Origin of the sequence: Dactylosporangium siamense, from assembly GCF_016862795.1 — a bacterium.
GTDB classification, from domain to species: Bacteria; Actinomycetota; Actinomycetes; order Mycobacteriales; family Micromonosporaceae; genus Dactylosporangium; species Dactylosporangium siamense.
Genome location: NZ_BONQ01000030.1, coordinates 1 through 24,189, shown reverse-complemented (window position 1 = coordinate 24,189; position 24,189 = coordinate 1). Strand labels below are relative to the sequence as shown.

The following is a 24,189-nucleotide window of genomic DNA, read 5'->3' as shown; positions in this document are numbered from 1 at the left end:
TTGCCCTCAGTTGACAGAACCCCCCGCCCGGTACCAAGGTCCGGATAGGTCTTTCGACCACGCTCAAACACGTTCAACCACACCCCGACATCTCTCAACACCCCACGTGCCATCCCTGCTCAGGAGGACACACATGCGCGTCAAGACGCGTGCGCTCGTCACCGCCGCCGGCCTCGCCCTCGCCCTCATGGCGAGCGGCTGCGGCGCCGACGACGGCGACGGCGGCACCAGCGGTAGCGGTAACAAGAAGGTCGAGGTCTTCACGTGGTGGGCCGACGGCGGTGAGAAGGCGGGCCTGGACGGCCTGGTGGCGCAGTTCAAGACGGACTGTTCGCAATACGAGTTCGTCAACGGTGCGGTCGCCGGCGGCGCGGGTTCCAACGCCAAGCAGGTCCTCGCCTCCCGGCTGCAGCAGAGCGACCCGCCGGACACGTTCCAGGCGCACGCGGGCGCCGAGCTGACCGACTACATCAAGGCCGGCCAGATCGAGGACCTCTCCGCGCAGTACAAGGAGTGGGGCCTTTCCTCGGCGTTCCCGAAGGGCCTGGTCGACAGCCTGACGGTCGGCGGGAAGATCTACTCGGTGCCGGCGAACATCCACCGCGCCAACGTGCTGTGGGCCAACAAGACCGTCCTGGCCAACGCGGGCATCACCGCGCCGGCGAAGACGATGCCGGAGTTCTTCACCCAGCTCGACACCCTGAAGGCCAAGGGCATCGCCACGCCCCTCGCCCTGGGCAAGGACTGGACGCAGCAGATGCTGTTCGAGGCGGTGCTGATCTCGAGGCTCGGCCCGGACAAGTTCAACGGCCTGTGGAGCGGCAAGACCGACTGGGCCGGGGCCGACGTCACCGACGCGATCAACGACTACAAGAAGCTGCTGACCTACAGCAACAAGGACCGCGACACGTTCGACTGGACCGACGCGGAGAAGCTGCTGATGGAGGGCAAGGCCGCGTTCCAGCTCATGGGTGACTGGGAGGCCGCGGACCTGGACGCGAAGAACTTCAAGGACTACAGCTACTCGGTGTTCCCGGGTAACGGCGACGCGTACCAGTGGCTCGCGGACTCGTTCGTGCTGCCGAAGGGCGCCAAGAACCCCGAAGGCACCAAGTGCTGGCTGAAGACCCTCGGCTCGGCCGCCGGGCAGAAGGCGTTCAACGTGAAGAAGGGCTCGATCCCGGCCCGCACCGACTCCGTCGCCACCGATTACCCGGCCTACCAGCAGGCCGCGATCGCCGACTGGGCCAAGGGGACCCCGGTCCCGTCGTGCCCGCACGGCTCGGCCTGCTCGCAGGGCTGGCAGGGCGCGGTCGGCTCCGCGCAGGGCAAGTTCTCCTCCGACGGTGACGTCGCGAGCCTGCAGAAGGCGCTCGTCGCCGCGGCCAAGCAGTTCGCCGGCAAGTAGATACTTCGCGCCGGGGCCTTCCGCCGAAGGCCCCGGCGCGACGGTGATGGGAGAACGTTGAGCACCAAGAACACCGCCCGGATGCGCCGCTGGGCGCCCGGCCTGATCCTGCTGGCCCCCTCGCTCATCGTGCTCGGCGTCTTCGTGTACGGCCTGATCGGCTGGACCGCGAAACTGTCGCTGACCGACGAGCACGACGCCCTCGGCAGCAAGGGCTTCGTCGGCCTGCAGAACTTCATCGACCTGTTCACCGAGGACATCAACGGCCGGTTCGTGCACTCGTTGAAGAACCTGCTCGTCTTCACCGCCGTGTTCATGCTCGGCGCGCTGCTGCTCGGCCTGCTGTGGGCGTTCCTGCTCGAACGCGGCGTGCGCGGTGAGGGCTTCTTCCGCGCCGTGTACCTCTTCCCGATGGCCGTGTCGTTCGTCGCGTCCGGCGTCGTGTGGCGCTGGCTCATGAACTCCGGCACCGGCGACCAGGCCGGCGGCCTCAACCGCATCTTCCACGACCTGCACCTCGGGTTCCTGGAGAACCCGTGGTGGACCGACCCCGACTGGGGCATGGCCGCGATGGCACTGCCCGCGATCTGGCAGCTGTCCGGCTACGTCATGGCGCTGTTCCTGTCCGGGTTCCGCGGCATCCCCGCCGAGCTGCGCGAGGCCGCCGCCATGGACGGCGCCACCGGCTACCAGCTCTACCGGCACGTCATCTTCCCGCAGCTGACCCCGACCGCGCTGTCGGCGCTGATCATCCTCGGGCACATGTCGATGAAGATGTTCGACCTCATCATGAGCGTCTCCGGCGCCCAGTGGATCACCGAGGTCCCCGCCGTCTACGTCTGGCAGACGCTGCTCACCAGCGACTACGCCAAGGCCGCCGCGATCTCCATGATCCTGCTGCTGCTCGTCGCCGTCGTCATCATCCCGTACCTGATCTACAACAACCGCGTGGAGCGCCGCTCATGACCGCCACCATCGCCCGCGACCAGGCGGTCACCACGCCGGCCCGCAAGTCCGGCGGCCGGATCAACCGCCGCTCGCCGCTCGCGCGGGTCATCACCTACGGGCTGCTCCTGCTGTTCCTCATCATCGTGCTCATGCCGGCATACGTCCTCGTCGTCACCAGCCTCAAGTCCGGCCGGGAGATCGGCGTCAACGGCCAGTGGAACCTGCCGCAGGAGTGGACGTTCGCCTCGTGGGAGAAGGCGTGGACGTCGCTGCGACCGTCGTTCATCCGCACCTTCGAGCTCGCCATCCCGGTCGCGGCCATCTCCTCGCTCCTGGGCGCCGCCAACGGTTTCGTGCTGTCGCGCTGGCGGTTCCCCGGCGCCGACGTCGTCTTCACGCTGATCCTGTTCGGCATGTTCATCCCGTACCAGGCCGTCATGATCCCGCTCCGCTCGATCGTCCACGAGATCGGCCTGCCACCGGGCATCCCCACCCTCGTGTTCGTCCACTGCGTCTACGGCATCCCCATCTGCACCCTCATCTTCCGCAACTACTACGCCACCACCGTCCCCGTCGAGCTCATCGAGGCCAGCCGCGTCGACGGCGCCGGCATGCTGCGCACCTTCGGCTCGGTGATCCTGCCGCTGTCCGCACCCGGCTTCGTGGTCACGGTGATCTGGCAGTTCACGTCGTCGTGGAACGACTACCTGTTCGCCATCTTCATGTCCAACACCCGCAACGGCCCGATCACCATCGCCCTGAACGCCCTCGCCGGCGCCCAGTCCCCGGACTACGCCGCCTCCATGGCCGGCGCCCTCATCGCCTCGCTCCCGACGCTGCTGGTGTACATCGTCCTCGGCCGCTGGTTCATCGGCGGGCTCATGGCCGGGTCCGTCAAGAGCTGACTACACTGCCCCGCCGTGGACCAAGCCGGCATCCTGGCGCAGCTCGACGCCGCGGACGACGACAGCTGCTTCGCGGACCTCGGCAACGGCTACTCCTTCGCCGTCGACGCCCGGCTGCACGGATACCGTGACGCCGGGCGCCGGGCCCTCATCGTGGTCCGCCGAACACGCACTGGGTCCAACTGGCCGGAGTCAGGTTCCCTCTGATGGCTTCGACGGCCACCGGCTCGCCCATCCGCCGGCCGGGCTCTCGACGCCCGTGTCGGCGTCGAGGATCTCCGCGCACCGCGCCACGCACACCGAGCAGATGATCAGGCCGTCCCGGGCGCCGACCATGTGGACGTCCCGGTTGTGCCGGTCGCACAGGGTGCAGGTGATGTCGCGGAACCCGGTCATCCCCGCACCTGAGTGACGCTGAGGTGGACCGCAGCCATCAGCCGCTGGTAGGAGTCCTCGAGCGGGTCGGTGGTGTCCAGGACGAGCCTGTCGTCGGTGCGCGGCTGGTACGACGCCATCGTCCGCTGCACCTGCGCCCACGTCGGGTGGACCCAGCCGGGCAGGTCATTGTCCCTGGTCTCCACCCGGCGCCGGTGCTCGTCGATGTCGGCGCACACCGTCTCGACCACCAGGTGGCGGCTGCCCAGCGAGGCGGCGAGGTCCCGCCAGCCGGCCCGGGCCTCGGCGACCGGGTTCACCGCGTCGGCGAGCACCAGCAGCCCGCGCCGCAGGTGGTTGGCGGCCACGTCATGCGCGACGCTGTACGCCGCGACCCCGGTCTGCTCGGGGGTCAGGCCGTTGCGGCGCATCGCGCCCTCGATCTCGTCGACGCGCACCCACACCGCGCCGGTCTCGACCGCGAGCCGCCCCGCGAGGGTGGACTTCCCCGTGCCCGGCAGTCCACCGAACTCCACCAGCATTGGTACACCCCGTTTCGTTGTGGCGCGGCAACGTACCGCGCCACAACGAAGGTGATCACATCACGGGGCGATCTGCCACAGCTGGCAGGTGTTGTTGAGCCACATCCACAGCTGGACCTTGGTGCCGTTGGCGGTGCCGCAGTTCTGGTCGTCCAGGACCATGCCGCTGTTCTCGACCACCAGCTCGTAGCGCCCGTTGCCGGCCGGGATGACCGCCCACTGCTGGCATAGATTGCCGAGCGACTGCCACAGGTTCGTGGCCGTGCCGAGCGCCTGGCCGCAGTTGACCGCGTCGAGGACCTTGTTGGCGTTGACGTTCGTCACGGTCCACTTGTTGGCGCCGACGCTGTTGAAGCGCCACTGCTGGCACGTGTTGCCCAGCGCCTGCCAGACGTCGATCTGGGTGCCGTTGGCGGTGCCGCAGTTGACGGCGTCGAGGACCTTGCCGCTGGCGAGGTTCGTCAGCCGATACGTGGCGCCGTTGACGGGGAATGTGACGCTCTTGCTGTAGCCGACGGCCACGACGTTGGCCTGGACCGCGTTCTCGGTGGCGTCGCTCGGGTAGCCGCTGGTCATGACGCCCTCGAAGAACGAGCCGACCGAGCCGTTGCTGTTGTCGCCGCCGATGCCGAGGATGATCGCGCCCTGCTTGGTCATCGGCCGGTAGCCCGCCTGGGTGGGCAGCCCGCCGTCGTAGCGGGTCGCGAGGCCGCCGGACTGTGCGTTGCCGTCCTTGATGGCGTAGGTGGTGGTGCCGTTGTTCTTCAGCATCGCCGTCACGAACGCGCTGCTGCGGCCCGTGTTGGCGGTCCAGGAGCCGTTGCCGCCGGCGAACAGCCCGTTCTCCAGGTCCGCCGCGACCCGTGGCCCGCCCGCGCACGGCTGGAACCAGCACAGGGTGCCGAAGTAGATGGCGTCCATGTCGCCGTTGCCGGTGTCGAGGTTGTTGGTCTCGGCGTTGCCGTAGTCGAAGCAGCACCGGTCGTTGACGTGCGTGCCTTCGGTCACCATGTACATGCCCTCGGGCTGGCTGCCGGTGGCGATGCCGTTCGTGGCGTTGTTGCGGTACCCGTTGCCGGCCGAGATGTAGACGCCGTAGACCTTGTGCCCGCCGGCGGTCACCGGCAGCGCCGCCGCGTTCGCGCCCTGGTCGGGGGTCGGGTTGGCGCCGCCGCCGGGAGCGATCGTGAGGTCGTTGTGCCGGGACGTCTGATCGTAGATGCGCACGATCGTGCAGTACGTGCCGGAGCAGAACGAGTCCTGCGCCGCCGCGTTGGCGTAGCCGCCGGCGCTCAGCACGCCGATGTTCGACGTCGCCCCGTCCGACCAGCGCCGCACCTGGTAGAGCGAGCCGTTGTACGAGCCGAAGAGCGCCCGCGTGGTGCTGTGCGCGGCGACGCACGGGGTGCCGCCGCCGGCGTAGATGTCGCAGGACAGCGTGCCGGCCGCCTGCGCGGTGGTGGGCAGGGCGACCAGCGCCGCGGCGACGAGCGCCGTCGCGGCGGCGGCGAGTGCTGTGCGCCGCAAAGACCTGAACTCCATGGTGCGCCTTTCGGGGTGATGTTAGCGATCACATGGAATGTCGCGCGCATGCCCGACGGCCATCCCGTTGGCGGTGGGTGGCTGTCGAGACCGTGGCGCAGGCGGCCGCCTGATTGATGAGTGTTATCGCTCACATAGATGATGTCAAGTTCAGGCCGCTGCCGCTCGCCGGCGATCAGCAGCCGTAGACCTCGGTGACGCTGCGCTCCCCACCGACGAACTGCAGCGGCGTGATCTCGGCCCGCGCATGGGTCAGCGTCACGGTCACCTTGTCGCCCTCGACCTTCGACGTGTCGACGGTGAACGACTGGATCTCGCCCGTCCGCACCCGGTCCGTGCTCGCGCCCGGGACGATGAGCATGATGCGACCCTTCTGCCCGGCGATGTCATCGGCGACGGCGGCCGCGTCGACGCAGCCGCTCGGGTAGTCGACGGCCGCGGCCGCCGGTGCGTCGAGCTGGTCGATCAGCTCGCGGACCCGGCCCTTGAACCCCGTGCCCTCGCCGCGTGCGGTCGACCGTACGGTGGCAGCGTCGGCTCCGGTCACCAGGAAGCCGTCGCCACCCCCGACCGCGGCCGCGGCGGTGACCCGGTTCCCGGCCGGCGCCCGCCACACCCCGTTGTCCTCGGTGTAGCCGCCCGCCTTCAGCGCCGCCGTGATCTCGCCGAGCTTCTGCCCGGTCGCGAGCACGGTCACCGCCTGCCGCCCCACCCCGTTGTTCGCCACGGCGGAGACCCGGCCGAGGTCGACGGCGTCCCGGACGGCCGACTTGAGCGGCGTGCTCCAGATGGGGTACGCCATCGCCACGATGCTGTCGAACCGCTGCTGCGCGGCCTCGCGTGAGCCGGTCGCCCCGCCGAAGTCGGCGGGCAGCCCCAGCTCTTTGCGGACCCGGGCGAGGTCCACGACCGTCGCCGTCGGCGTGCCCACCGGCGAGAGCCGGTCCAACAGGTCCCTGCCGGCCTTGCCCCCGGGCTCGTCCGACCCGCACGCGGCCGTCGCCAGCACCGCCAGAACCCCCGCGACGAGCATCGTCCTGCGTCGCATCGACATGCGATGCACGGTACAGACGCCCGGCAAACACGACCTGAAGCGACGGAGTGGGCCAGGGTGCTCAGGCCCGGCGGTCAGTCTCGCTTCCGGCGGTCGCCGAACAGCGCCCAGAGCCGTGGGTACGCCCGGGCCACCGCGGCCTCGTCGAGGTCGCGCCAGTCAAGGTCTTCGGGTTTCGGGTCGAACCGGAGGCGGACCTGCCGCTCGGCGGTGACGACGTCACGGACGTCCCCGTCGATGTCGTCGCGTTCCAGGCCCACGCGCCGGGCGACATACTCCAGCGATTCCCACCCGGGGTAGTAGCGCTCCGGCTCCGCCGCGAGCGGGGCCACCTGCGGCGCCGCGGCAAGGCTGTCGGGGTCGGCGATCGCCGCGTCGTACACGGCACGGCCGTTGCCCACCAGCCACATCTGGAAGTAGTGGAACCCGTCCGTGCTGCAGTACCCGCCGCACAAGAGGTCCGCGGCGTGCCACAACCGGTACGTGTTGGCCGGTTCCCGGGTCGCCGCCAGATGCTGGACGAAGTCCAGCAGGTCCGCCCGCGGCACCCGCCGCAGCCGTCGACTCAGCCACGCCTCGCGTTCGTCCTGCCCGTCGCCGTCGCCTGCGGACGCCTCGATGAGCGCCCAGAACTCGTCCGCATCCACCGGCGAACCCTATGCCGGTGCCGCCGGTGTTCCAGCTGTCCCGCGTGGCAACAGGTGGCGAACTCTGGGTGCGACCGTGGTCATCGCCCCGGCGGTCGGGCACCGGGTGAGGACACGGCGGTGGCAACCTTGAGCGGTCACCGCTCTCCCTCGACCACCCGCAGCACGCCGTTGTCCAGGTACGCGGTCCAGTCGTGCGCCTTGTCGAGCCAGGTCGGGTCCGCCTTCTCGGCCCTCGCCAGCCAGGCGCACGCACCGTCCAGCGCGCCGCCGGTCGTGAGGGCCTCCGCCGCCTGGGGTCGCAGCGAGCTGGGAACCGCCGAGAGCGCGAGGGCGGTGCGTGGGCGTTGGGGCGTTCCACGCGTCAGGTGATAGGTGGCGCCGATGTCCGCGTACCGGTCGGCCCGCAGCAGGAGGATGACCGTGCTGTCTCCGCCGTGGCCGGGCTGGCTGAAGTCGAGCGACAGCAGCCGCACGCCGGCCTTCCGCAGCGCCGCCTCGACGAGCGTCCGCCCGATCGGATACGACCAGCCGGTCCAGGTCCTGCTGCGCTCGTAGTGCTCCCACGGCTCATCCTGCACGCCCGCGACTGTAGTGCCCGTCAGGTTGCGCCGGCCTCGGGTTTCTCACCCGTTGTCGATGGCATCGTGGGGGAGGCAGACGAGCCCGCGGCAACGTCACGGCAGCGGGCGGCGGAGGATGTAGTTGAAGCCGAACTCGGTGTCGGAGGTGCGCACGTCGACGTACCCGAGTCGCTGATAGAACTCGTGCGCCGTGATGCTCGCGCCGGTCTCCATGAACTCGTGCCCTTCGGCCGCGGCGAGCGCCTCGATGTGCCGCATCAGTGACCGCCCGATCCCTTGTCCGGCGGCATCAGGGTGCACGAACATCGTGTACACCTTGTTGCCGTCCCGGGAGACGGTGCCGACGATCCCACCGGAATCGGCGACGAACATCTCCCGCTGGGCGGCGAGCGCCGCGATCCGTGAAGGATCGAAGTGCGCGCACATCCGCTCGATGATGTCGGCGGAGTAGTCCCGGCTGTTCACCTCACGCAGGCACCGCTCGATGAGGCCGGCGACCGTGGGAGCGTCTGCGGCCTCGAACCGCCGGATCGTCGTCATCGCCCCATTCTGCCGATCGCCGCCCGGCTCCCAGAAAACCGCGATCGCGTTCAACGTCCGTTCGCCCGCCGTTGGCGACCTGGCAACGTCCGGGTGGCAACAGAGCCGGAGCACCGCGACAACGAGAGGACGTGCCACCATGACCGGTCACGACGGGGTCGCCCACCTGGGCGACATCGACACGGCGCTGCGGCGGGAGACGGACATCCTGCGCGAACGGTTCCCGGACGCCCCGCCGGCGGAGGTCGACCAGCTGGTCCGGGACACCTACGCTGACCTGCTCCGCGACGCCGAGGTCGAGACGCACGTGCTGTCGCTCACCCGGCCGCGGGTGATCGAGCAGCTGCGTGAACGCGGATACGAACTGCACGAGCCCGAAATCGTCGAAGACTAGGGCCGCAGGGCGGCGGGCCACTCGCGCTGTTCCGGGGTGTCGGGGACGGCGAGCCCGCGGGCCTGTTCGAGGAGCCGCCACGCCTCCTCGGCCGGGACGCCGTTGAGGACCAGGATGCCGGCCGCGAGCAGTGAGGCCCGGCCGATGCCGATCCGGCAGTGGGTGACGACGTGCGCGCCGCCGCGGACCTGCTCGGCGAGCCGTCGCAGGTCCGGCAGGACGGTGGCCGGGTCGGGGACGGCACGGTCCGGGATCGGGATGGACACGAATTCCAGCCCGGCGGCACGGGCCGCGACCGGCTCGCCGGTGAGGCCGACCTCGGCGCGCTCGTCGTCCGTCAACGCGCAGACCAGGACGTCCACCCCGGCGGCGCGAAGTGCGGTCATCTCGTCGTCGAGCCAGTCCCCGCCACGCGGTTTGGCCATGGTACTGAGGCCGCCGAAAGGCACGTCGACGGTGAACAAGGTGGCGCGCATCAGCAGGTGAGGTCGAGGTCGAGGACGGCGACGTCGGCGGACCCGACGAACACCACGGTGCCGTAGAAGTCGTCCTCGTCGTCCTCGATCTCAGTCACCGGCAGGTAGCCCGTGCACAGCAGGTCAGGTGCGCCGCCGACCCTGGTCAGCAGCAGGTCGAGCAGGTCCCGGTACAGGTGCCGGGTGAGGTGGCCCGGTGGGACGTGCGGCCACTCCTCGACGCCGCTCCAGCTGCCGTCGAACAGTTCCAGCAGGGAGCCGCGGACGATGGTGTACAGGCCGGCGTCGAGGTCCTCGACGGTGACCGGCCGCAGCTGCGGCGGTTCGTCTGGCTCCTCCTCCCGGGTGCGGGTCCACCAGTCGGCGGCGGCGGTGAGCGGGTTCGCGTCACCGCGCGGGCCGAGCCAGACCCGGAACGTCACCGGGTTGTTGTTGTTCACCCACAGGTGGGCGCTCAGCAGCGTGATGAGGCAGGCGAGCCGGGTGCGCAGGGCGGCGTCGGCGCCGTCGGCCGCGATGACCGGCGGTGGCTCGGTCACCGGTGCGTCCGCCACGGTCAGGCGCAACGTCCGCCCGCTCGAGTCGCGCTGGATCAGCTGCAGGTCGTCGCCGGTCGAGACGCGCAGCAGGTCCACGTAGGGCCCGGTCAGCTGTTCGGCCAGGTGCGCGAGCAGGGCCGTGCCGCGCGGATCGGTGACCGGGATCCGGTCGGCCAGCAGGGCCAGGACCTCGGCGGTCGCCTCCGCCGGCGGGCGGTTCGGCTCGTACGGCCGGTTCGGGCCGGGCTGGAGCAGGCTGAGCAGGACCGTGGCGCCGTCGGCCGGGATGTCGAAGTCCCCGACCGCGGCCGGTGGCCGCGGCCACGGCTCGGTGGTGCGTTCGGCGGTGGTGCCGGTGACGATCTCGCTGCGCCAGCCGGGCGTGGCGTCGCGGGTCCACTCGGCGAGCAGCCACAGCGCCGCGATCACCGACCACTGCCCCGACGTCGCCCCGCCGCCCAGCGGCGACGGCTGCCGGCGCCAGCCGTCCGTGTATCCCGCCGTCAGATCCACCCGCCCACCTCCACGGCCAGTCTGCCACCGGCACGGCCGTCCCCTCCCGCCGGGCGGCGGAAGGGGACGTGTGGGGGGAACTCAGCTCACCGGTACCGGCGGCGAAACGGGAATCTCAGCGGCGGTCGTGGCCCGGGACAGCCGGCCGGGCCACCACGCGAACCGTCCGATGTGGACGGCCAGGGCGGGGACGAGGAGGCTGCGCACGAGCAGCGTGTCGATGAGCACCCCGACGGTGACGATGACCCCGATCTGCATCGACGGCACCATCGGCAGCACGTTCAACGCCGCGAACGTGGCGGCCAGGACCACGCCGGCGCTGGTGATGACGCCGCCGGTGACGGTCAGCGCGTGCAGGACGCCCCTGCGGTGGCCGAGCTGCGCGGTCTCCTCCCGGGCGCGGGTCATGAGGAAGATGGTGTAGTCCACGCCGAGGGCGACGATGAACAGGAACGTCTGCAGCGGCACCGCGCTCCACAGCCGCGGATGACCGATGGCGTCCAGGATGAACCCGGCCGCACCCAGCGCCGCCGCGTAGGACAGCACGACGCTGGCGAGCAGCACCAGCGGCGCGATGAGGGCCCGCAGCAGACCCATCAGCACCAGCAGGATGACGGCGAGAACGAGGGGGATGACGACCAGGTTGTCGCGGCTGGTGACCGAGTCGCCGTCGACCTCGAACGCGGTGTCGCCGCCGACGAGCACCTGCGAGTCCGGGACGCCGTGCACGGCGTCCCGGAGGCGTTGCAGGGCCTCCTGAGCGGCCGGGCTGGTCGGCTCGGCGGCGAACGTCGCCTCGATGCGCACCCAGCGGCCGTCGGCGGAGCGTTCCGGCTCGCCGACCGTCGCGACGCCGTCAACCGTGCGGGCCGCGTCGGCGACCGGCGTCGCGGTGCCGGCGGCGGCGATGACGACGGCGGGCGAGAGGGTGCCGCCGGGGTAGTGCCGCTCGATGAGGCGCTGCCCGGTGATCGAGCCGACCTCGTCGGTGAACGTCTCGTCGCCCGGCAGGCCGACGCTGAGGTTGGTGACGCCGAAGGTGAGCGCGGCGAGCACGGCGGCGGTCGCCAGCCACACGGTGCGCGGACGGGCGCCGACGAGACGGGCGATCCGGGCCCAGACGCCGTGGTCCGCGGCGACGTCCTGCTGCTCGATGCCGGGGGTGTACCGCGGCACGAACGGCCAGAACACCCAGCGCCCGAACAGCACCAGCACCGCGGGCAGCAGCGTCGTCATCGCGAACAGCGTGGCGACGACGGCGATCGCGCCGACGGGGCCGAGACCGTGTGTGGCCGGCTGGTCGGCGGCGAGCAGGCACAGCAGCCCGATCGCGACGGTCGCCGCCGACGCGCAGATCGCCGGGAACGACCGCCGCAACGCGATGCCCATCGCCTCGTGCCGGTCCTCGTGGCGGCGCAGTTCTTCGCGGTACCGCGCGACGATGAGCAACGCGTAGTCGACGCCGACGCCCACCGCCAGGATCGTCATGATGTTCTGGCTCTGCAGGTCGACGGTGATCCCGGTGTGCTTGACCAGCAGATACACCACACCGCCGGCGACCTGGCTGGCGACCGCGGCGGTGAGCAGCGGGATCACCCACAGCACCGGGCTGCGGTAGGTCAGCAGCAACAGCACCGCCACGGCCGCGACGGTGGCCAGCAGCAGGGTGACGTCGAGCCCCTTGAACGCGTCGGCGAAGTCGTCCTCGGCGCCCGCCGAACCGGTCAGCGCGGTGCGCAACCCGTCCGGTGCCTGCGCGGCGAGCCGGTCCTTGACCGGCGCGACGGCCGCGGACTGCTGCTCGGCGTCACCCGCGAGGGCGAACGTCAGCAGCAGCGCCTTGCCGTCCGCGGCGGGCACCGGCTCGGCGACCGTCCCGCCCAGGGCGTGCGCGGCGAACGCGGCCCGGTCGGCGTCGACCTTGGCCCGGTCGGCGTCGGTGAGCCCGGACTCGCGGACGTAGACGGCGACGGCGACGAGCGCGTCCGGCTCGGGGAACGCGGCCTCCTCCCGGGCCGCGGCCCGGCTCGCCTCCGCGCCGGCCGGCAGCGACCCGAGCGAGTCGTTGTCCTGCACGTCGGCGAGCTTCAGCGCGAGCGGACCCAGCACGGCGGCGATGACGACCCACAGGGCCAGCATCACCAGCTTGGTGCGGCGACCGGACGGCAGCCCGGCCAGGCGTTGTGTTGACATCGGGTGTTCCCTCCCTGGAACTGGCTTTCGATGCCTCTGATCCAACGCACCGGCGGGCCGCGGGTCAGGAGTGTCATGTCCCGAAGCGGGGTGGTCCTAGCACCACCGCGGGTTCCGGGGTGCCCGGGTGAGAATGGGACGGTGAACCCGTTGCCGACCTGGCTGCCGGAGCCCGTCCGCCGGGTGCTGACCCCGCCGGTGTGGACCTGGTTGTCCCGTGGGCTGCTCGCCGGCCTGCGCAGCGTCCTGCTCGCGATCGGGACGCTGACCACCAACATCACCCTCTTCGTGCTGTTCGTGGTGTCGACCGTCCTCACGGTCGCCGGCGTCGGCATCTTCCTGGTGCCGCTCGTCGCGCTCGGGGTCCGCGCCGTCGCCGACCTCGACCGGCGGCTCCTGGCGCAGTGGACCGGGGTCGAGATCCCGGTCCCGTACCGGCCCCGCCCCGCGAAGGCGGGCATCTGGCGGCTGTACCGGTGGGTGGTCACCGACCCCGCGACCTGGCGGGACCTGGCCTGGCTGGTGCTGTCCATCCAGCTCGTCGGGCTGCTGCTGATCGCGCCCGCCGCCCTGATCGCATACGGGATCGAAGGCATCCTCGGCGTGCCGGTGCTGCTGTACTTCGTGATCGACTGGTACGGCTACGGCGTCTTCTGGCCCATGGACAACCTCGCCGAGGCGCTGCTGAGCTGGCCCCAGGCCGCGGTGCTGTTGCCCGCCGGGCTGACACTCACCCCGCACACGCTGCGCTGGTTCGCCCTCGTCAGCCAGTGGCTGCTCGCCCCGACCCGGGCCGCCGCGCTCGCCGTGCGGGTCGACCGGCTCACCCAGACCCGCACGGAGACCGTCGACGCCCAGGCCACCGAGCTGCGCCGGATCGAACGCGACCTGCACGACGGCGCGCAGGCCCGCCTCGTCGCGGTCAGCATGAAGATCGGCCTCGCCGAGGAGCTCCTGGCCCGCGACCCGGAGGCGGCGCTGCGGCTGATGGCGCAGGCCCGTGAGCACAGCGGGATGGCCCTCGCCGAGCTGCGTGACCTGGTCCGCGGCATCCACCCACCGGTGCTGGCCGAACGCGGCCTCGACGGCGCGGTGCAGGCCCTGGCCCTGACCGTCCCGCTCCCCGTCGACGTCGACATCTCCCTGCCCGGCCGCCCCCTCGCCCCGGTGGAGTCCGCGGCCTACTTCGCGATCGCGGAGGCCGTCACCAACGCCGTGAAACACGCCCGGGCTTCGCGTATCTCGATCCGGCTGGGGTACGACCAGGGCCGGCTGCTCATGGTCGTCCGCGACGACGGCCGGGGCGGCGCCGTGTCTGACGGCAGCGGCCTGCGGGGGATCGAACGACGCCTCGCCGCGTTTGATGGCACCATGTCCGTGGCCAGTCCGCCCGGCGGACCCACCACCGTGACGATGGAGCTACCGTGCGAGTTGTCATCGCCGAGGACCTCGCCCTCCTCCGGGACGGCCTGATCCACATTCTCGAGGCGTTCGACTTCGAGGTGGTCGCGTCCGTCGACACCGGCCCGGCGCTGCTGCCGGCCCTGCTCGGCCACCGGCCCGACGTGGCGGTCGTCGACGTGCGGCTGCCACCCACGTTCACCGACGAGGGCCTGCAGGCCGCGATCGCCGCCCGCGCCCAGGTCCCCGGCCTGCCGATCCTGGTGCTCTCCCAGCACGTCGAGCAGCTCTACGCCCGGGAGCTCCTCGCGGCCGGCGTCGGCGGCATCGGCTACCTGCTGAAGGACCGCGTCTCGCACGTCGGGCAGTTCATCGACGCGGTCCGGCGGGTCGCCGAGGGCGGCACCGTCATGGACCCGGAGGTCATCGCGCTGCTGCTGGCCCGGCGCCCCGACACCGGCCCCCTCGACGTCCTCACCGCCCGCGAACGCGAGGTGCTCGGCCTGATGGCGGAGGGCCGCTCCAACGCCGCGATCGCCGGCCGCCTGTTCGTGTCGGAGAAGGCCGTCAGCAAACACATCAACAGCATCTTCAGCAAACTCGGCCTGCCCCCGTCCAGCGACGACAACCGCCGCGTCATGGCCGTCCTCACCTATCTGGACCAATGACCGGCGCCGTTGCCTGGCACCGTTCGGCGCACGCCTACGGGCCGGCTTCCGACACACCACAGCACCTGCGCGGCCTGACCGACGCCGACCCGGCCACCCGCCGGGCCGCGCTGGCGCACCTGTGGAACGCCGTGCTGCACCAGGGGTCGCTGTACCCGGTCACCGCGCCGGTCGCCGAAGTCATCGCGCGGATGCTGCCCGACGATCGCCTCGACCGGGTGGAGCTGCTGACGTATCTCGGTCACGTGGCGGCGCGGGCCTCCTACTACCAGGCGAATCCGGACATGGTCAGCTACCTGCGGCGGGACGATCCGGAAGTGGACGCCTTCGAGGTGTACTGGGAACCCGCCGACGAACCGGACTTCGTGATCGTGCGACGGTGGGGGTCCGGCTGCGCGCGCCGGGCCACCGTCGTCGTTCCCTGCCTGATGCCGTGGCTGGACGCACCGGACCCGGCGGAACGCACTGCGGCGCTGCACGCGGTGGCGTGCTGGATGGGACTGGCCGGCGCTCGCCTGGCAGACCCGGAGCCGGCGCTCGAACGGCTGATTTCTGTGGCGGGCGACGACACCGCCGAGCCGGAGCACCGGATCGACTGCGTGCTGGGTCTGGCCGGCGCCGGCGCCGATACCCGCGACCTGCTCGACGACACCTCGGCGGTGATCCGCACCTGCGCCGCCCTGTCACCGGCCGTGACCGCCGACCCCCGGACGCTGCGCGTCGTCACCGATGCGCTGACCTGGCCGGGTGGCTGTGACGGCTGGCTGCGCGACGAACCTCCGGTCCCGCACGGCGGCGCGATGCTGAGCGAGCGGCTGGTCGAGGCCGCGCTGCGCTGCACCGGCGACTTCGACCTGCTCCTGCCGGCGGCCCTGGGGGTCGCCGAGGCAGCGCGCCCGTGGTCGATCGACGCCACCTGGGGCCCGTTGCTGGCGGCCGCCTTCCCGCAGCCGCGGCCCGCCCGCCTCCGGCTGGGCGCCGCCCAACGGGCGTATCTGTCGGCGCTCGCCGCGAACGACACCCTCTGGCGGGAGCAGCGGCAGGACCGCACCGAACTGCTGGACGGACTCGGCCTACCGGTGGACCGCGCCGCGATCCAGGCCCTCACAACAGCCGGCTGAGACGAGCTGAGCCCCGATCCAGCGACTTCGATCACGGTTGCCGGTCGTCCCTCAGGGGTCGGTGCCGTTGGTGATGGACGTCCCCCATCGATCACCAAAAGTTGGCAGCACCGCCGATCTTGCTACTACCTGGTTGATGACTGGCTCTGGAACGCCACCGATCAACCAGGTAGATGCTGTTTCCCGCAGTTCGGGGAGACCGGGCAACGCGCGACTTCGACCAGGCGTGTCAGTCTTGCGGGTAGTTCCCGGGACCATAGCGAAAAGGCATAATTACCGCAGTGACTGAAGTTCGGGGACGCAACGGACAAATTGCATTCGACGGCACCTACATCACCATCCTCCGCAGGGGTCTTCGTGCTCGGGTGTCGATCGGGAAGGGCGAGAAGCGGATCCCGCTCGCCGCAGTGGTGTCGGTGCAATGGAAACCTGCCGGCAGTCTTGTCAACGGCTTCATTCAGTTCGAGACCGCGGGCGTCGGTGGCACCCGGTCCCGAGCCGGGTCGCAGACCAAGCAGGCCGGCCGCGACGAGAACTCGGTGATCTTCACCAAGGCGCAGATGTCCGCGTTCGCTGAACTCCGCGCCGCCGTCGAGCGGGCGCTGGCCGCCCGGCACAACGTTGTGCCGCAACAGGCGGCACCAGTGTCCGTGGCCGATGAGCTCCAGAAGCTGGTCGCGCTGGCGCGGCAGGGAGTCCTGTCGCAGCAGGAGTTCGAGGCGCAGAAGGCCCGGCTGCTTGCCGGCCGGTAGCCCGGGACGGCCGGCGGCCGGCCGCCCGGCGTCATTGAAGGCGCGGCGCCATGCCGTACCCGAGCGACAAACGCGACCCGAACACGGTCAGAGGCGGGTGGCGGCGTTGACCAGGCCGGCGAGGGCGCGGGAGCGGCTGTGCGGCGGCCAGGCGATCACCGTCGTCACCCGTGGAGCGTCGAGGACCGGCACGGCGGCGAGGTCGCGGCGCAGGTGGGTGCGGCAGGACTCCGGCACGATCGCCGCCGCCCGGCGCAGCGCGATCAGCTGGAACAGCTGCACGTTGTCGCGGACCTCGGGGCCGGGGCCGTCCGGGTAGCTGCCGTCGCGGCACGGCCACCGGGGCAGCGGCAGGTCCGGCAGTCCGGTGACGTCCGCGGTCAGCACGCTGCTGCGGGTGGTCAGCGGGTGCCCGGCGGGCAGGACCGCGACCTGCCCCTCGGTGGCCAGCTCCTCGACGTCGAACCCGGAGGTCGAGTCGAACGGGCGGTGCAGCAGCGCCACGTCGGCCCGCCCGTCGCGCAGCAGCCGCTCCTGCTGGGCGAGCCCGCACAGCACGACGTCGACGGTGACCGCGTCGGGTTCGGCCGCGTACGCGTCGAGCAGCTTCGCCAGCAGTTCGCCCGCCGCGCCGGCCTTGGTGACGAGGACCAGGCCGGGTTCGCCGGTCGCGGCGAGTGCGGCACGGCGGGTCCTGCGGCCGGCCGCGTCGACGGCGTCGAGGGCGGCCCGGCCCTCCCGCAGCAGCACCGCGCCGGCCTCCGTCAGCGTCACCGAGCGGCTGGTGCGGGCCAGCAGGTCAACCCCGAGCCGCCGTTCGAGCTGCCGGATCGCCCGGGACAGCGGCGGCTGGGCGATCCCGAGCCGTTGTGCGGCCCGCCCGAAGTGCAGCTCCTCGGCGACCGCGACGAAATACCGCAGCTCCCGTGTCTCCATCGGCCCAACGATACCCGGAAGGTATTGCTGCCCACCCAGACGGTGTTGGTCGCCGGCTGGGCCGCGGCCAGGATCGAAGGCATGAGCGAAACGAAGACCGCGCTGGTGACCGGCGCGAACAAGGGGATCGGATACGAGATCGCGGCCGGCCTCGGCGCCCTCGGCTGGCGGGTCGGCGTCGGCGCCCGCGACGATCAGCGCCGCGAGGCGGCCGTGGAGAAGCTGCGCGCGGCCGGCGTCGACGCGTTCGGCGTGGCCCTGGACGTCACCGACGACGCGAGCGTGGCCGCCGCCGCGCGGCAGCTCGGGCAGGGGCGGCTCGACGCGCTCGTCAACAACGCCGCCGTGACCGGTGGCACGCCGCAGACCCCGACCGCCGTCGGGATCGACACCATGCGCATCGCCGTGGAGACCAACGTCTTCGGCGTCATCCGGGTCACCAACGCGCTGCTGCCGCTGCTGCGCCGCGCCCCGTCACCGCGGATCGTGAACATGTCCAGCACCGTCGGCTCCCTCACGCGGCAGACCGACGTCTCCGCGGGCGAGTCGGCCATCGGGCCGATCTCCGCCGCGTACTCGCCGTCGAAGACGTTCCTCAACGCCGTCACGATCCAGTACGCGAAGGAACTGCGCGACACCAACATCCTGATCAACCTGGCCTGCCCCGGGTACGTCGCCACGGACCTCAACGGGTTCCGCGGCTTCCGTACCCCGGAGCAGGGCGCGGCCATCGCGATCCGGCTCGCGACCCTGCCCGACGGCGGTCCGACCGGTAGCTACTTCGATGACGCCGGCGTCATCGCCTGGTGAAACGTCTCGCCCACGGACGGATCGAGGGACCGTCCGGTCGTGGGTGAGATGAACATCTCGGCGAGCAGCAGGTCCGCGATGTGGCTCGGGTTGATCCCCGACTCCTTGCGGCCGAGGGCCTGCAACGCGCCGCCGAGCCGCACCGAGGCGCGCAGCGCGGCGGCCGGCAGGCGGCGGACCCGGCGGGGACGCCCGACCGCCGCCGCGACGCGCGCCATCATCGCGTCCCAGGTGAGGTTCTCGTCCGCGACGGGGATGTCCTCGCCGCTGCCCTGCTCCAGGGCGTCGACCGCGACGATGGCCACGCTGCGCGCCGACGCCGCCGCGGATCCGCCGACCGGGACGACCAGCGGCGACTTGGACCGCGCCCACTTGTCGAGGGGCCCGGCCCAGTTCGGCAGCCGGTCGCCGGCCCGACCGAACACGAACGGCAGCTCGAGCACCGCGACCGGCAGTTCCCCGGCCGCGGTCCGTGCCTCCTTCGCCTGTTCGATCCGGCAGCGGATGTACGTGTGCCGCTCCGGCAACCGCAGCTGCGGGTGCAGCCGGTCCCAGTACGTGTAGTAGGAGCCCATCACGACCCCGCGGGTGAGCCCCTCGAGGCGGGCCGCGGTGAACAGCCGCACCACCGGCTCGACCAGGTCGTCCCGGAACACCGGATAGATCGGTTTGCGCAGCGCCTGCTGCTCGTCGGTCCGCGCGGCGAACACCACGCCGTCGTGCCCGGCGAGCAGCGGCCGCCACTGCTCGACCGTCGCGGTCCCGACGTCGAGCAGGTGGTCGACGCCCGGATTGGCGCTGCGCGCCACCGTGCTCACCTCATGCCCTCGCTCGCGGAGCACCTCCGCGACGTGCGCCCCGACCAGACCGCTGCCACCCACCACAAGAATTCGCACGGCACATCGTCCACATTGGAACCCGGCACTTGTCAATACCGGGCGGAAATGACGCCGTCGCGGAGGGCGTGGAACAGTCGCTCGACGCCCGCGCGGTGGTCGTCCACCACGGCCGTCGACGGCTCCCCTTCAGTGAGGCGGCGGGCGGTCCGCACCAGCACGGTGCCGTAGCCGGCGATGAGGAACGCGGCGAGCAGCGTCGCGTCGCCCTCGAACGCCGGGTCCCGATCCAGCTCGTCGGTGAGGGTCTGCTGCAGCTCGGCGGCGATCTCCCGGGCGCGGGCGATCAGCGCGGGCGACGCCCCGACGGTCCGGAAGAACGGGACGGACCCGTCGGCGACGCCGGACAGCGCGTGCCGGGTGTCGAGGAGCCGGAGGGTTGCCTCGCGCAGGGACGCGAGCACGTCGACGCCCGGGGCGCGGTCGCGCACCGCGGCGCGCAGGAGGTCCACGGCGTCGACCGTGCGGTCCAGCAGGAGGTCCTCCTTGCGCGGGAAGTGCTTGAAGACCGTCACGCTGGAGACCCCGGCCTCCCGGGCCACCTCGGCGACCGTGACCGGGTCGAACCCGCGATCGAGGAACAACCGGGTGGCAACCTCGGAGATCCTCGCGCGGGTCTGCGGCCCGCCGCGCTCGCTGGTCCTGGGCATCCACCCCTCCACTTCCTTGTGTGACTTAGCTTAGTGAGTTAACTTAGTGGCATGCGTACCCTCACGCCATTGTCGTTGCGGGAAGCCTGGGTGGCCCTGGCGGGGCTGTCCGCGGTGTTCCTGTTCGAGATGCTGGACAACTCGATCCTCAACGTCGCGCTGCCCACCATCGGCCGCGAGCTGCACGCCTCGACGACCGCCCTGCAGTGGGTCACGGGCGCCTACGCGGTCGTGTTCGGCGGGCTGATGCTGGCGTTCGGCGCGCTCGCCGACCGGCACGGCCGGCGCCGCATCATGCTCGCCGGCCTGGCCCTGCTCGGCCTGGCGAGCCTCGCGACCGCGTTCGTCACCACCGCGGAACAGCTCATCGCCGTGCGCGTGGCGATGGGCGTCGCGGCCGCGATGACGACCCCGGGATCGATGGCCCTGGCCTTCCGGCTGTTCGACGAGGACGGCCTGCGCGTCCGCGCCACCACCCTCATCACGACCGTCGGCCTGGTCGGGCTCGCGGTCGGCCCGACCGCCGGCGGCTTCGTGCTCGCCGTCGCGCCGTGGCAGGTCCTGCTGCTGGTCAACGTGCCGATCGCGGTCCTCGCGTTCATCGGCGTGCGGGCCGGCATCGCCGCCGACGACCCGGCCGACCTGCACCGCGACCCGGTCGACGGCGCCGGCGCGGCGCTGGGCACGGCGACGATCGTCCTCGCGCTCGTCGCGCCCACGCTGTTCGTCGACGAGGGCGCCGGCTCGTGGATCCCGTGGGCGACCAGCGCCGCGGCCGCGGCGACCGCGGCGCTCTTCGTCCTGCGCGAACGCACCGCGCCACACCCGCTGCTGGACCTCAAGCTCGTCGCCCAGCCACTGGTCTCCAGCGGCCTGGCGTTCAAGGCCGCCGCCGGACTCGCGACGGCCGGCCTCGGCTACCTGGTGACACTGCAACTGCAACTCGACTGGGGCTGGCCGCCCGCCCTCGCCGCCGCCGGCCTGCTGCCACAGGTCATCGTCCTCGTCGCGGGCGGCGCGTTCATCGGCCCGTTCGTGCGACGCGTCGGACTCGACCGCGCCGCCTGGCTCAGCGCCGCCGCGGTCGTCGCCGGTCTCGCCGTGTACGGCCTGCTGAGCCGCTACGGCTACGTCTGGGTCGCGATCGCCCTCGTGCTCGTCGCCGCCGGGATGCGCGTCGTCGGCGTCGTCGCGGGCGTCAACGTGCTGCGCGGCCTGCCGAAGCACCGCACCACGATCGGCGCCGCCCTGGTCGACACCGCCACCGAGGTCACCTCCGGCGCGGGCATCGCCATCACCGGCACCATCCTCGCCGCCCTGTTCACCGGCGCCATCGCCACCCCGGGCTGGACCGCCCGGCAGGCCGGGCAGTTCGAGGAGGCGGTCACCGTCGCGGGCCTCACGCTCACGGTGGTTGCCGCGGCGCTCGTCGCCTGGGGCATCTCCCGCGCCCGCCGCGCCCCGACCACCGAAACCACCGGCCCTCGGCCCACCGCGGACCTGAACTCCGTGCCGGCCTCCTGACCATCCTCGGCCGGGGCAGGCCGGCGTCGTCACTCTTTTGTCACTGATCTTGCATCGGCGGCGGCCTACGGTCGGTCGACATCGATGCGGAGGTGCAAGGAATGACTGAGTTTGAGGGTGCCGAGGACGACCTGACGGTGGTCCTGGTGCACGGCGCGTTCGCGGACGCGTCGAGTTGGTCGGCTGTCGTCGCGCAGTTGCTGGCGGCCGGCCTGGACGTGCGGGCGGTGGCGAACCCGCTGCGTGGCCTGGCCGCGGACGCCCGCTATCTGGTGGACGTGGCTGCCGAGGTGCGGGGCCGGGTGCTGCTGGTGGGGCACAGCTACGGCGGCGCGGTGATCACCAACGCCGCGGGTCAGCTCGGCAATGTGGCCGGCCTGGTGTTCGTCACCGCATTCGCCCCGGAGGCGGGCGAAAGCCTGACCGCGATCGTCGAGCGGTTCCCGGACACGCTCATGGGGCCGGCGCTGCGGCAGACCGAGGTGCGGACCGGACACGATGACACGTCGGTCGAGCTGAGCATCGACCGGGCCCAGTTCCCGGCGGTCTTCGCCGCCGACGTGCCCGCGACGACCGCGGCGGTGATGGCGGCCAGCCAGCGGCCGATCGCGTTGGCGGGCTTCGTGGAGGCGTCCGGGGAGCCGGCGTGGCGGGCGCTGCCGTCCTGGTACCTCGTGGCCGCCGACGATCAGGCCATCCACGTGGACGCGCAGCGCTCCATGGCGCAGCGCGCCGGATCGCACATCGCCGAGACGGCCGGCTCCCACGCCGTCATGGTGTCCCAGCCCACCGCCGTCGCGGACGTGATCCTCACCGCCGCGCGCACACTGCGTTGAAAGGAATCCCGACCATGAACTCTGCCCCTACCTCCCGCCGGACCGTCCTGACCGGCCTGGCCACCGTGTCGGCCGCGGCGGGTCTCGGCATCGTCACGTCGGCCGCGCCCGCGCAGGCCGAAACCTTCGCCCGGCCCGCCGGCGGCGGTACCCGGCCGACCGTCGTGCTGGTCCACGGCGCGTTCGCCGACGCGTCCGGCTGGAACGGCACGGTGCAGCGCCTGCAGGACGGCGGCTACCCAGTCGTCGCGGTGGCCAACCCGTTGCGCGCCCTGGCCAGCGACGCCGCGTACGTGGCGGCCGTGCTCGCCTCGATCACCGGCCCGGTCATCCTGGTCGGACACTCCTACGGCGGCGCGGTGATCACCAACGCCGCGACCGGGAACCCGAACGTCAAGGCGCTGGTGTACATCGCCGCGTTCGCCCCCGATGAGGGCGAGAGCGCCTTCGCGCTCAGTGCCGGTGGGACCCTGCAGGACGTGGTTGCCAGCGTCCCGGTGCCGATCCCGGGCGGTGGCACCGACGTGGAGCTCTCGATCCGGCCGCAGGAGTTCCGCAAGGCGTTCATCAGCGAGGTCGGCCCGGCCACGGCGCTGGCACTGGCGGCGACGCAGCGCCCGGTCACCCTGACCGCGCTGGGCTCCCCGTCCGGTCCGCCGGCGTGGCGGAGCATCCCGTCGTGGTACGCGGTGTCCGGCGCGGACCAGGCCATCCCACCGGCGTCGCAACGGGCGATGGCCAAACGGGCCGGTGCGCACACGGTCGAGGTGCCCCGCGGTTCACACGCCTACTTCGTCACGCACCCGGACGTGGTCGTCGACCTGGTCCGTGCCGCCACCCGCGCGACGGTCGGCTCATGACCGATACGCCGTTCCCGCCACCCGCAGCAGACCCGAGGAGCCCAGCATGAGCACACCGACACCGGTCATCTTCATCCACGGACTGTGGTTGCACGCCGCCTCCTGGGCGCCGTGGATCGACCTGTTCCGCGACGCGGGCTACGAACCGGCCGCGCCGGGCTGGCCCGGCGACGCGGACACGGTCGAGGAGACCCGCGCCAACCCGGACGGCATCGCCGACCACGGCATCGACGACGTCGTCGAGCACTACGCGAGCATCATCGACCGGCTCGACACCAAGCCGATCCTGATCGGACACTCCTTCGGCGGCATGATCGCCCAGAAGCTGCTCGGCCAGGACCGGGCGGCCGCCGCGGTCGCGATCGACGCCGCCCAGATCAAGGGCGTGCTGCCGGTGCCGCTGTCAGCCTTGCGCGCCACGCTGCCGGTGTTCAAGAACCCCGGCAACCTGCACCGGGCCGTGTCGCTGACCGCCGAGCAGTTCCGGTTCGCGTTCGGCAACGCCATCTCCGAGGCCGAGTCGCAGGAACTGTTCGAGCGGTGGACGATCCCGGCACCGGGCAAGCCGCTCTTCGAGGCGGCCGCGGCCAACTTCAATCCGCACTCACCGGCCAAGGTCGACACGGCCAACGAGTCCCGGGGCCCGCTGCTGCTGATCATGGGCGGCAAGGACCACACCGTGCCGGAGGCCGTCACCCGCTCCACCCTCAAGCAGTACCGGCATTCCAGCGCGGTCACCGAGATCCTCGAGTTCCCGGACCGGGCGCACTCGCTGACCATCGACAGCGGCTGGCGCGACGTCGCCGACGCCAGCCTGGCCTGGCTCAAGGGGCAGGCGCTGTGAAGGCCCGCGGACTGAAGCCGCGCCTTCCTGGCCTGAGCACCTGAGCAACACCGGCCGACCCCGGTTTCTGGTCGATACCGGCGCCGGGGTCGGCCGGCCCACGAGAGGATTTCGGAATGGAACTGCACCTGACCGGGAAGACCGCGGTCGTCACGGGCGCCAGCAAAGGCATCGGACTCGCCGTCACCCAGGCCCTGGCCGGCGAGGGCGTCAACGTCGTGGCGGGCGCCC

General features: G+C 71.7%; 27 protein-coding genes. 14 read left to right on the top strand and 13 right to left on the bottom strand.

The annotated features are described in order from the left end of the window. Window positions 1–187 precede the first annotated feature (187 nt). The 4 genes from Dsi01nite_RS10510 to Dsi01nite_RS10495 all read left to right on the top strand — a co-directional run bounded on the left by Dsi01nite_RS10510 (window position 188) and on the right by Dsi01nite_RS10495 (window position 3,468). Window positions 188–1,408 carry an ABC transporter substrate-binding protein gene (locus Dsi01nite_RS10510; RefSeq protein WP_203845933.1) on the top strand — a complete coding sequence of 407 codons (1,221 nt, stop codon included), beginning with the start codon at window positions 188–190 and terminating at the stop codon, window positions 1,406–1,408. A gap of 81 nt (window positions 1,409–1,489) precedes the next feature. Next, the gene (locus tag Dsi01nite_RS10505) at window positions 1,490–2,374 is read left to right on the top strand and encodes a carbohydrate ABC transporter permease (RefSeq protein ID WP_203845932.1); all 885 of its coding nucleotides are present in this window, start codon (window positions 1,490–1,492) and stop codon (window positions 2,372–2,374) included. Continuing rightward, window positions 2,371–3,261, top strand: coding sequence for a carbohydrate ABC transporter permease (locus tag Dsi01nite_RS10500; RefSeq protein ID WP_203845890.1), 891 nt, complete (start codon window positions 2,371–2,373; stop codon window positions 3,259–3,261). Before Dsi01nite_RS10505 ends, Dsi01nite_RS10500 begins: the two co-directional genes overlap by 4 nt. Window positions 3,262–3,276: 15 nt before the next feature. Next, window positions 3,277–3,468: a DUF7003 family protein gene (locus Dsi01nite_RS10495; RefSeq protein WP_203845889.1), complete on the top strand. Its 192-nt coding sequence runs from the start codon at window positions 3,277–3,279 to the stop codon at window positions 3,466–3,468. Here the strand turns inward: Dsi01nite_RS10495 and Dsi01nite_RS10490 are convergent. The 7 genes from Dsi01nite_RS10490 to Dsi01nite_RS10460 all read right to left on the bottom strand — a co-directional run bounded on the left by Dsi01nite_RS10490 (window position 3,454) and on the right by Dsi01nite_RS10460 (window position 8,545). Continuing rightward, on the bottom strand, window positions 3,454–3,657 hold the full coding sequence (locus Dsi01nite_RS10490; RefSeq protein WP_203845888.1) for a ClpX C4-type zinc finger protein: 204 nt from the start codon (window positions 3,655–3,657) through the stop codon (window positions 3,454–3,456). The two genes, Dsi01nite_RS10495 and Dsi01nite_RS10490, sit on opposite strands and share 15 nt — an antisense overlap. Beyond that, entirely contained in the window at window positions 3,654–4,178 is a 525-nt protein-coding gene (locus tag Dsi01nite_RS10485) for a P-loop nucleotide/nucleoside kinase family protein (protein WP_203845887.1), read from the bottom strand. Before Dsi01nite_RS10485 ends, Dsi01nite_RS10490 begins: the two co-directional genes overlap by 4 nt. Before the next feature lie 60 nt (window positions 4,179–4,238). Further along, window positions 4,239–5,720 carry an arabinofuranosidase catalytic domain-containing protein gene (locus tag Dsi01nite_RS10480; protein WP_203845886.1) on the bottom strand — a complete coding sequence of 494 codons (1,482 nt, stop codon included), beginning with the start codon at window positions 5,718–5,720 and terminating at the stop codon, window positions 4,239–4,241. 175 nt (window positions 5,721–5,895) lie between these two features. Continuing rightward, window positions 5,896–6,774 (bottom strand): hypothetical protein, encoded by an 879-nt coding sequence (locus Dsi01nite_RS10475; RefSeq protein WP_203845885.1) that lies wholly within the window; start codon window positions 6,772–6,774, stop codon window positions 5,896–5,898. Window positions 6,775–6,848: 74 nt separating this feature from the next. Beyond that, window positions 6,849–7,421: a DUF4240 domain-containing protein gene (locus Dsi01nite_RS10470; RefSeq protein WP_203845884.1), complete on the bottom strand. Its 573-nt coding sequence runs from the start codon at window positions 7,419–7,421 to the stop codon at window positions 6,849–6,851. A 137-nt stretch (window positions 7,422–7,558) separates the two neighbouring features. Continuing rightward, window positions 7,559–8,002: a hypothetical protein gene (locus Dsi01nite_RS10465; RefSeq protein ID WP_203845883.1), complete on the bottom strand. Its 444-nt coding sequence runs from the start codon at window positions 8,000–8,002 to the stop codon at window positions 7,559–7,561. 96 nt (window positions 8,003–8,098) lie between these two features. Then, on the bottom strand, window positions 8,099–8,545 hold the full coding sequence (locus Dsi01nite_RS10460; protein ID WP_203845882.1) for a GNAT family N-acetyltransferase: 447 nt from the start codon (window positions 8,543–8,545) through the stop codon (window positions 8,099–8,101). Between the two features lie 139 nt (window positions 8,546–8,684). Here Dsi01nite_RS10460 and Dsi01nite_RS10455 point away from each other — a divergent pair, with 139 nt between their 5' ends. Then, window positions 8,685–8,939 carry a three-helix bundle dimerization domain-containing protein gene (locus Dsi01nite_RS10455; protein ID WP_203845881.1) on the top strand — a complete coding sequence of 85 codons (255 nt, stop codon included), beginning with the start codon at window positions 8,685–8,687 and terminating at the stop codon, window positions 8,937–8,939. On the opposite strand, the gene Dsi01nite_RS10450 is transcribed toward Dsi01nite_RS10455, so the two are convergent. The 3 genes from Dsi01nite_RS10450 to Dsi01nite_RS10440 form a co-directional block, all read right to left on the bottom strand. After that, the gene (locus Dsi01nite_RS10450; RefSeq protein ID WP_239135810.1) at window positions 8,936–9,364 is read right to left on the bottom strand and encodes a protein-tyrosine phosphatase family protein; all 429 of its coding nucleotides are present in this window, start codon (window positions 9,362–9,364) and stop codon (window positions 8,936–8,938) included. The two genes, Dsi01nite_RS10455 and Dsi01nite_RS10450, sit on opposite strands and share 4 nt — an antisense overlap. 50 nt (window positions 9,365–9,414) lie before the next feature. Beyond that, window positions 9,415–10,467 (bottom strand): hypothetical protein, encoded by a 1,053-nt coding sequence (locus Dsi01nite_RS10445; RefSeq protein WP_203845880.1) that lies wholly within the window; start codon window positions 10,465–10,467, stop codon window positions 9,415–9,417. 81 nt (window positions 10,468–10,548) lie between these two features. After that, the gene (locus tag Dsi01nite_RS10440; protein WP_203845879.1) at window positions 10,549–12,660 is read right to left on the bottom strand and encodes an MMPL family transporter; all 2,112 of its coding nucleotides are present in this window, start codon (window positions 12,658–12,660) and stop codon (window positions 10,549–10,551) included. Between the two features lie 141 nt (window positions 12,661–12,801). Between Dsi01nite_RS10440 and Dsi01nite_RS10435 the strand changes: the two genes are divergently transcribed. From Dsi01nite_RS10435 to Dsi01nite_RS10420, 4 genes are all read left to right on the top strand, one after another. Continuing rightward, complete coding sequence (locus tag Dsi01nite_RS10435; RefSeq protein ID WP_239135809.1) at window positions 12,802–14,133, top strand: sensor histidine kinase; 1,332 nt, start codon at window positions 12,802–12,804, stop codon at window positions 14,131–14,133. Then, window positions 14,085–14,729, top strand: coding sequence for a LuxR C-terminal-related transcriptional regulator (locus Dsi01nite_RS10430; protein WP_203845877.1), 645 nt, complete (start codon window positions 14,085–14,087; stop codon window positions 14,727–14,729). The genes Dsi01nite_RS10435 and Dsi01nite_RS10430 overlap by 49 nt, the downstream gene beginning before the upstream one ends. After that, on the top strand, window positions 14,726–15,850 hold the full coding sequence (locus Dsi01nite_RS10425) for a hypothetical protein (RefSeq protein ID WP_203845876.1): 1,125 nt from the start codon (window positions 14,726–14,728) through the stop codon (window positions 15,848–15,850). The genes Dsi01nite_RS10430 and Dsi01nite_RS10425 overlap by 4 nt, the downstream gene beginning before the upstream one ends. 281 nt (window positions 15,851–16,131) lie before the next feature. After that, window positions 16,132–16,602, top strand: a complete 471-nt coding sequence (locus tag Dsi01nite_RS10420; RefSeq protein WP_203845875.1) for a DUF4429 domain-containing protein — start codon at window positions 16,132–16,134, stop codon at window positions 16,600–16,602. Window positions 16,603–16,689: 87 nt separating this feature from the next. Here Dsi01nite_RS10420 and Dsi01nite_RS10415 read toward each other — a convergent pair whose 3' ends face one another. After that, the gene (locus Dsi01nite_RS10415) at window positions 16,690–17,538 is read right to left on the bottom strand and encodes a LysR family transcriptional regulator (protein ID WP_203845874.1); all 849 of its coding nucleotides are present in this window, start codon (window positions 17,536–17,538) and stop codon (window positions 16,690–16,692) included. An 81-nt stretch (window positions 17,539–17,619) separates the two neighbouring features. On the opposite strand from Dsi01nite_RS10415, the gene Dsi01nite_RS10410 reads away from it, so the two are divergent. Continuing rightward, a complete protein-coding gene (locus tag Dsi01nite_RS10410) occupies window positions 17,620–18,348 on the top strand; it encodes an SDR family oxidoreductase (RefSeq protein WP_203845873.1) in 729 nt (242 codons plus the stop codon). Here Dsi01nite_RS10410 and Dsi01nite_RS10405 read toward each other — a convergent pair. After that, on the bottom strand, window positions 18,315–19,244 hold the full coding sequence (locus Dsi01nite_RS10405; protein ID WP_203845872.1) for an NAD-dependent epimerase/dehydratase family protein: 930 nt from the start codon (window positions 19,242–19,244) through the stop codon (window positions 18,315–18,317). The two genes, Dsi01nite_RS10410 and Dsi01nite_RS10405, sit on opposite strands and share 34 nt — an antisense overlap. Before the next feature lie 32 nt (window positions 19,245–19,276). Continuing rightward, entirely contained in the window at window positions 19,277–19,894 is a 618-nt protein-coding gene (locus tag Dsi01nite_RS10400; protein WP_203845871.1) for a TetR/AcrR family transcriptional regulator, read from the bottom strand. Between the two features lie 51 nt (window positions 19,895–19,945). Between Dsi01nite_RS10400 and Dsi01nite_RS10395 the strand changes: the two genes are divergently transcribed. The 4 genes from Dsi01nite_RS10395 (at window position 19,946) to Dsi01nite_RS10380 (ending at window position 23,958) form a co-directional block, all read left to right on the top strand. Further along, the gene (locus Dsi01nite_RS10395; protein ID WP_203845870.1) at window positions 19,946–21,418 is read left to right on the top strand and encodes an MFS transporter; all 1,473 of its coding nucleotides are present in this window, start codon (window positions 19,946–19,948) and stop codon (window positions 21,416–21,418) included. A gap of 101 nt (window positions 21,419–21,519) precedes the next feature. Next, window positions 21,520–22,254, top strand: a complete 735-nt coding sequence (locus Dsi01nite_RS10390) for an alpha/beta fold hydrolase (RefSeq protein ID WP_203845869.1) — start codon at window positions 21,520–21,522, stop codon at window positions 22,252–22,254. A gap of 14 nt (window positions 22,255–22,268) precedes the next feature. Beyond that, complete coding sequence (locus Dsi01nite_RS10385) at window positions 22,269–23,114, top strand: alpha/beta fold hydrolase (RefSeq protein WP_203845868.1); 846 nt, start codon at window positions 22,269–22,271, stop codon at window positions 23,112–23,114. A 46-nt stretch (window positions 23,115–23,160) separates the two neighbouring features. Continuing rightward, complete coding sequence (locus Dsi01nite_RS10380; RefSeq protein ID WP_203845867.1) at window positions 23,161–23,958, top strand: alpha/beta hydrolase; 798 nt, start codon at window positions 23,161–23,163, stop codon at window positions 23,956–23,958. Window positions 23,959–24,189: the final 231 nt, after the last annotated feature.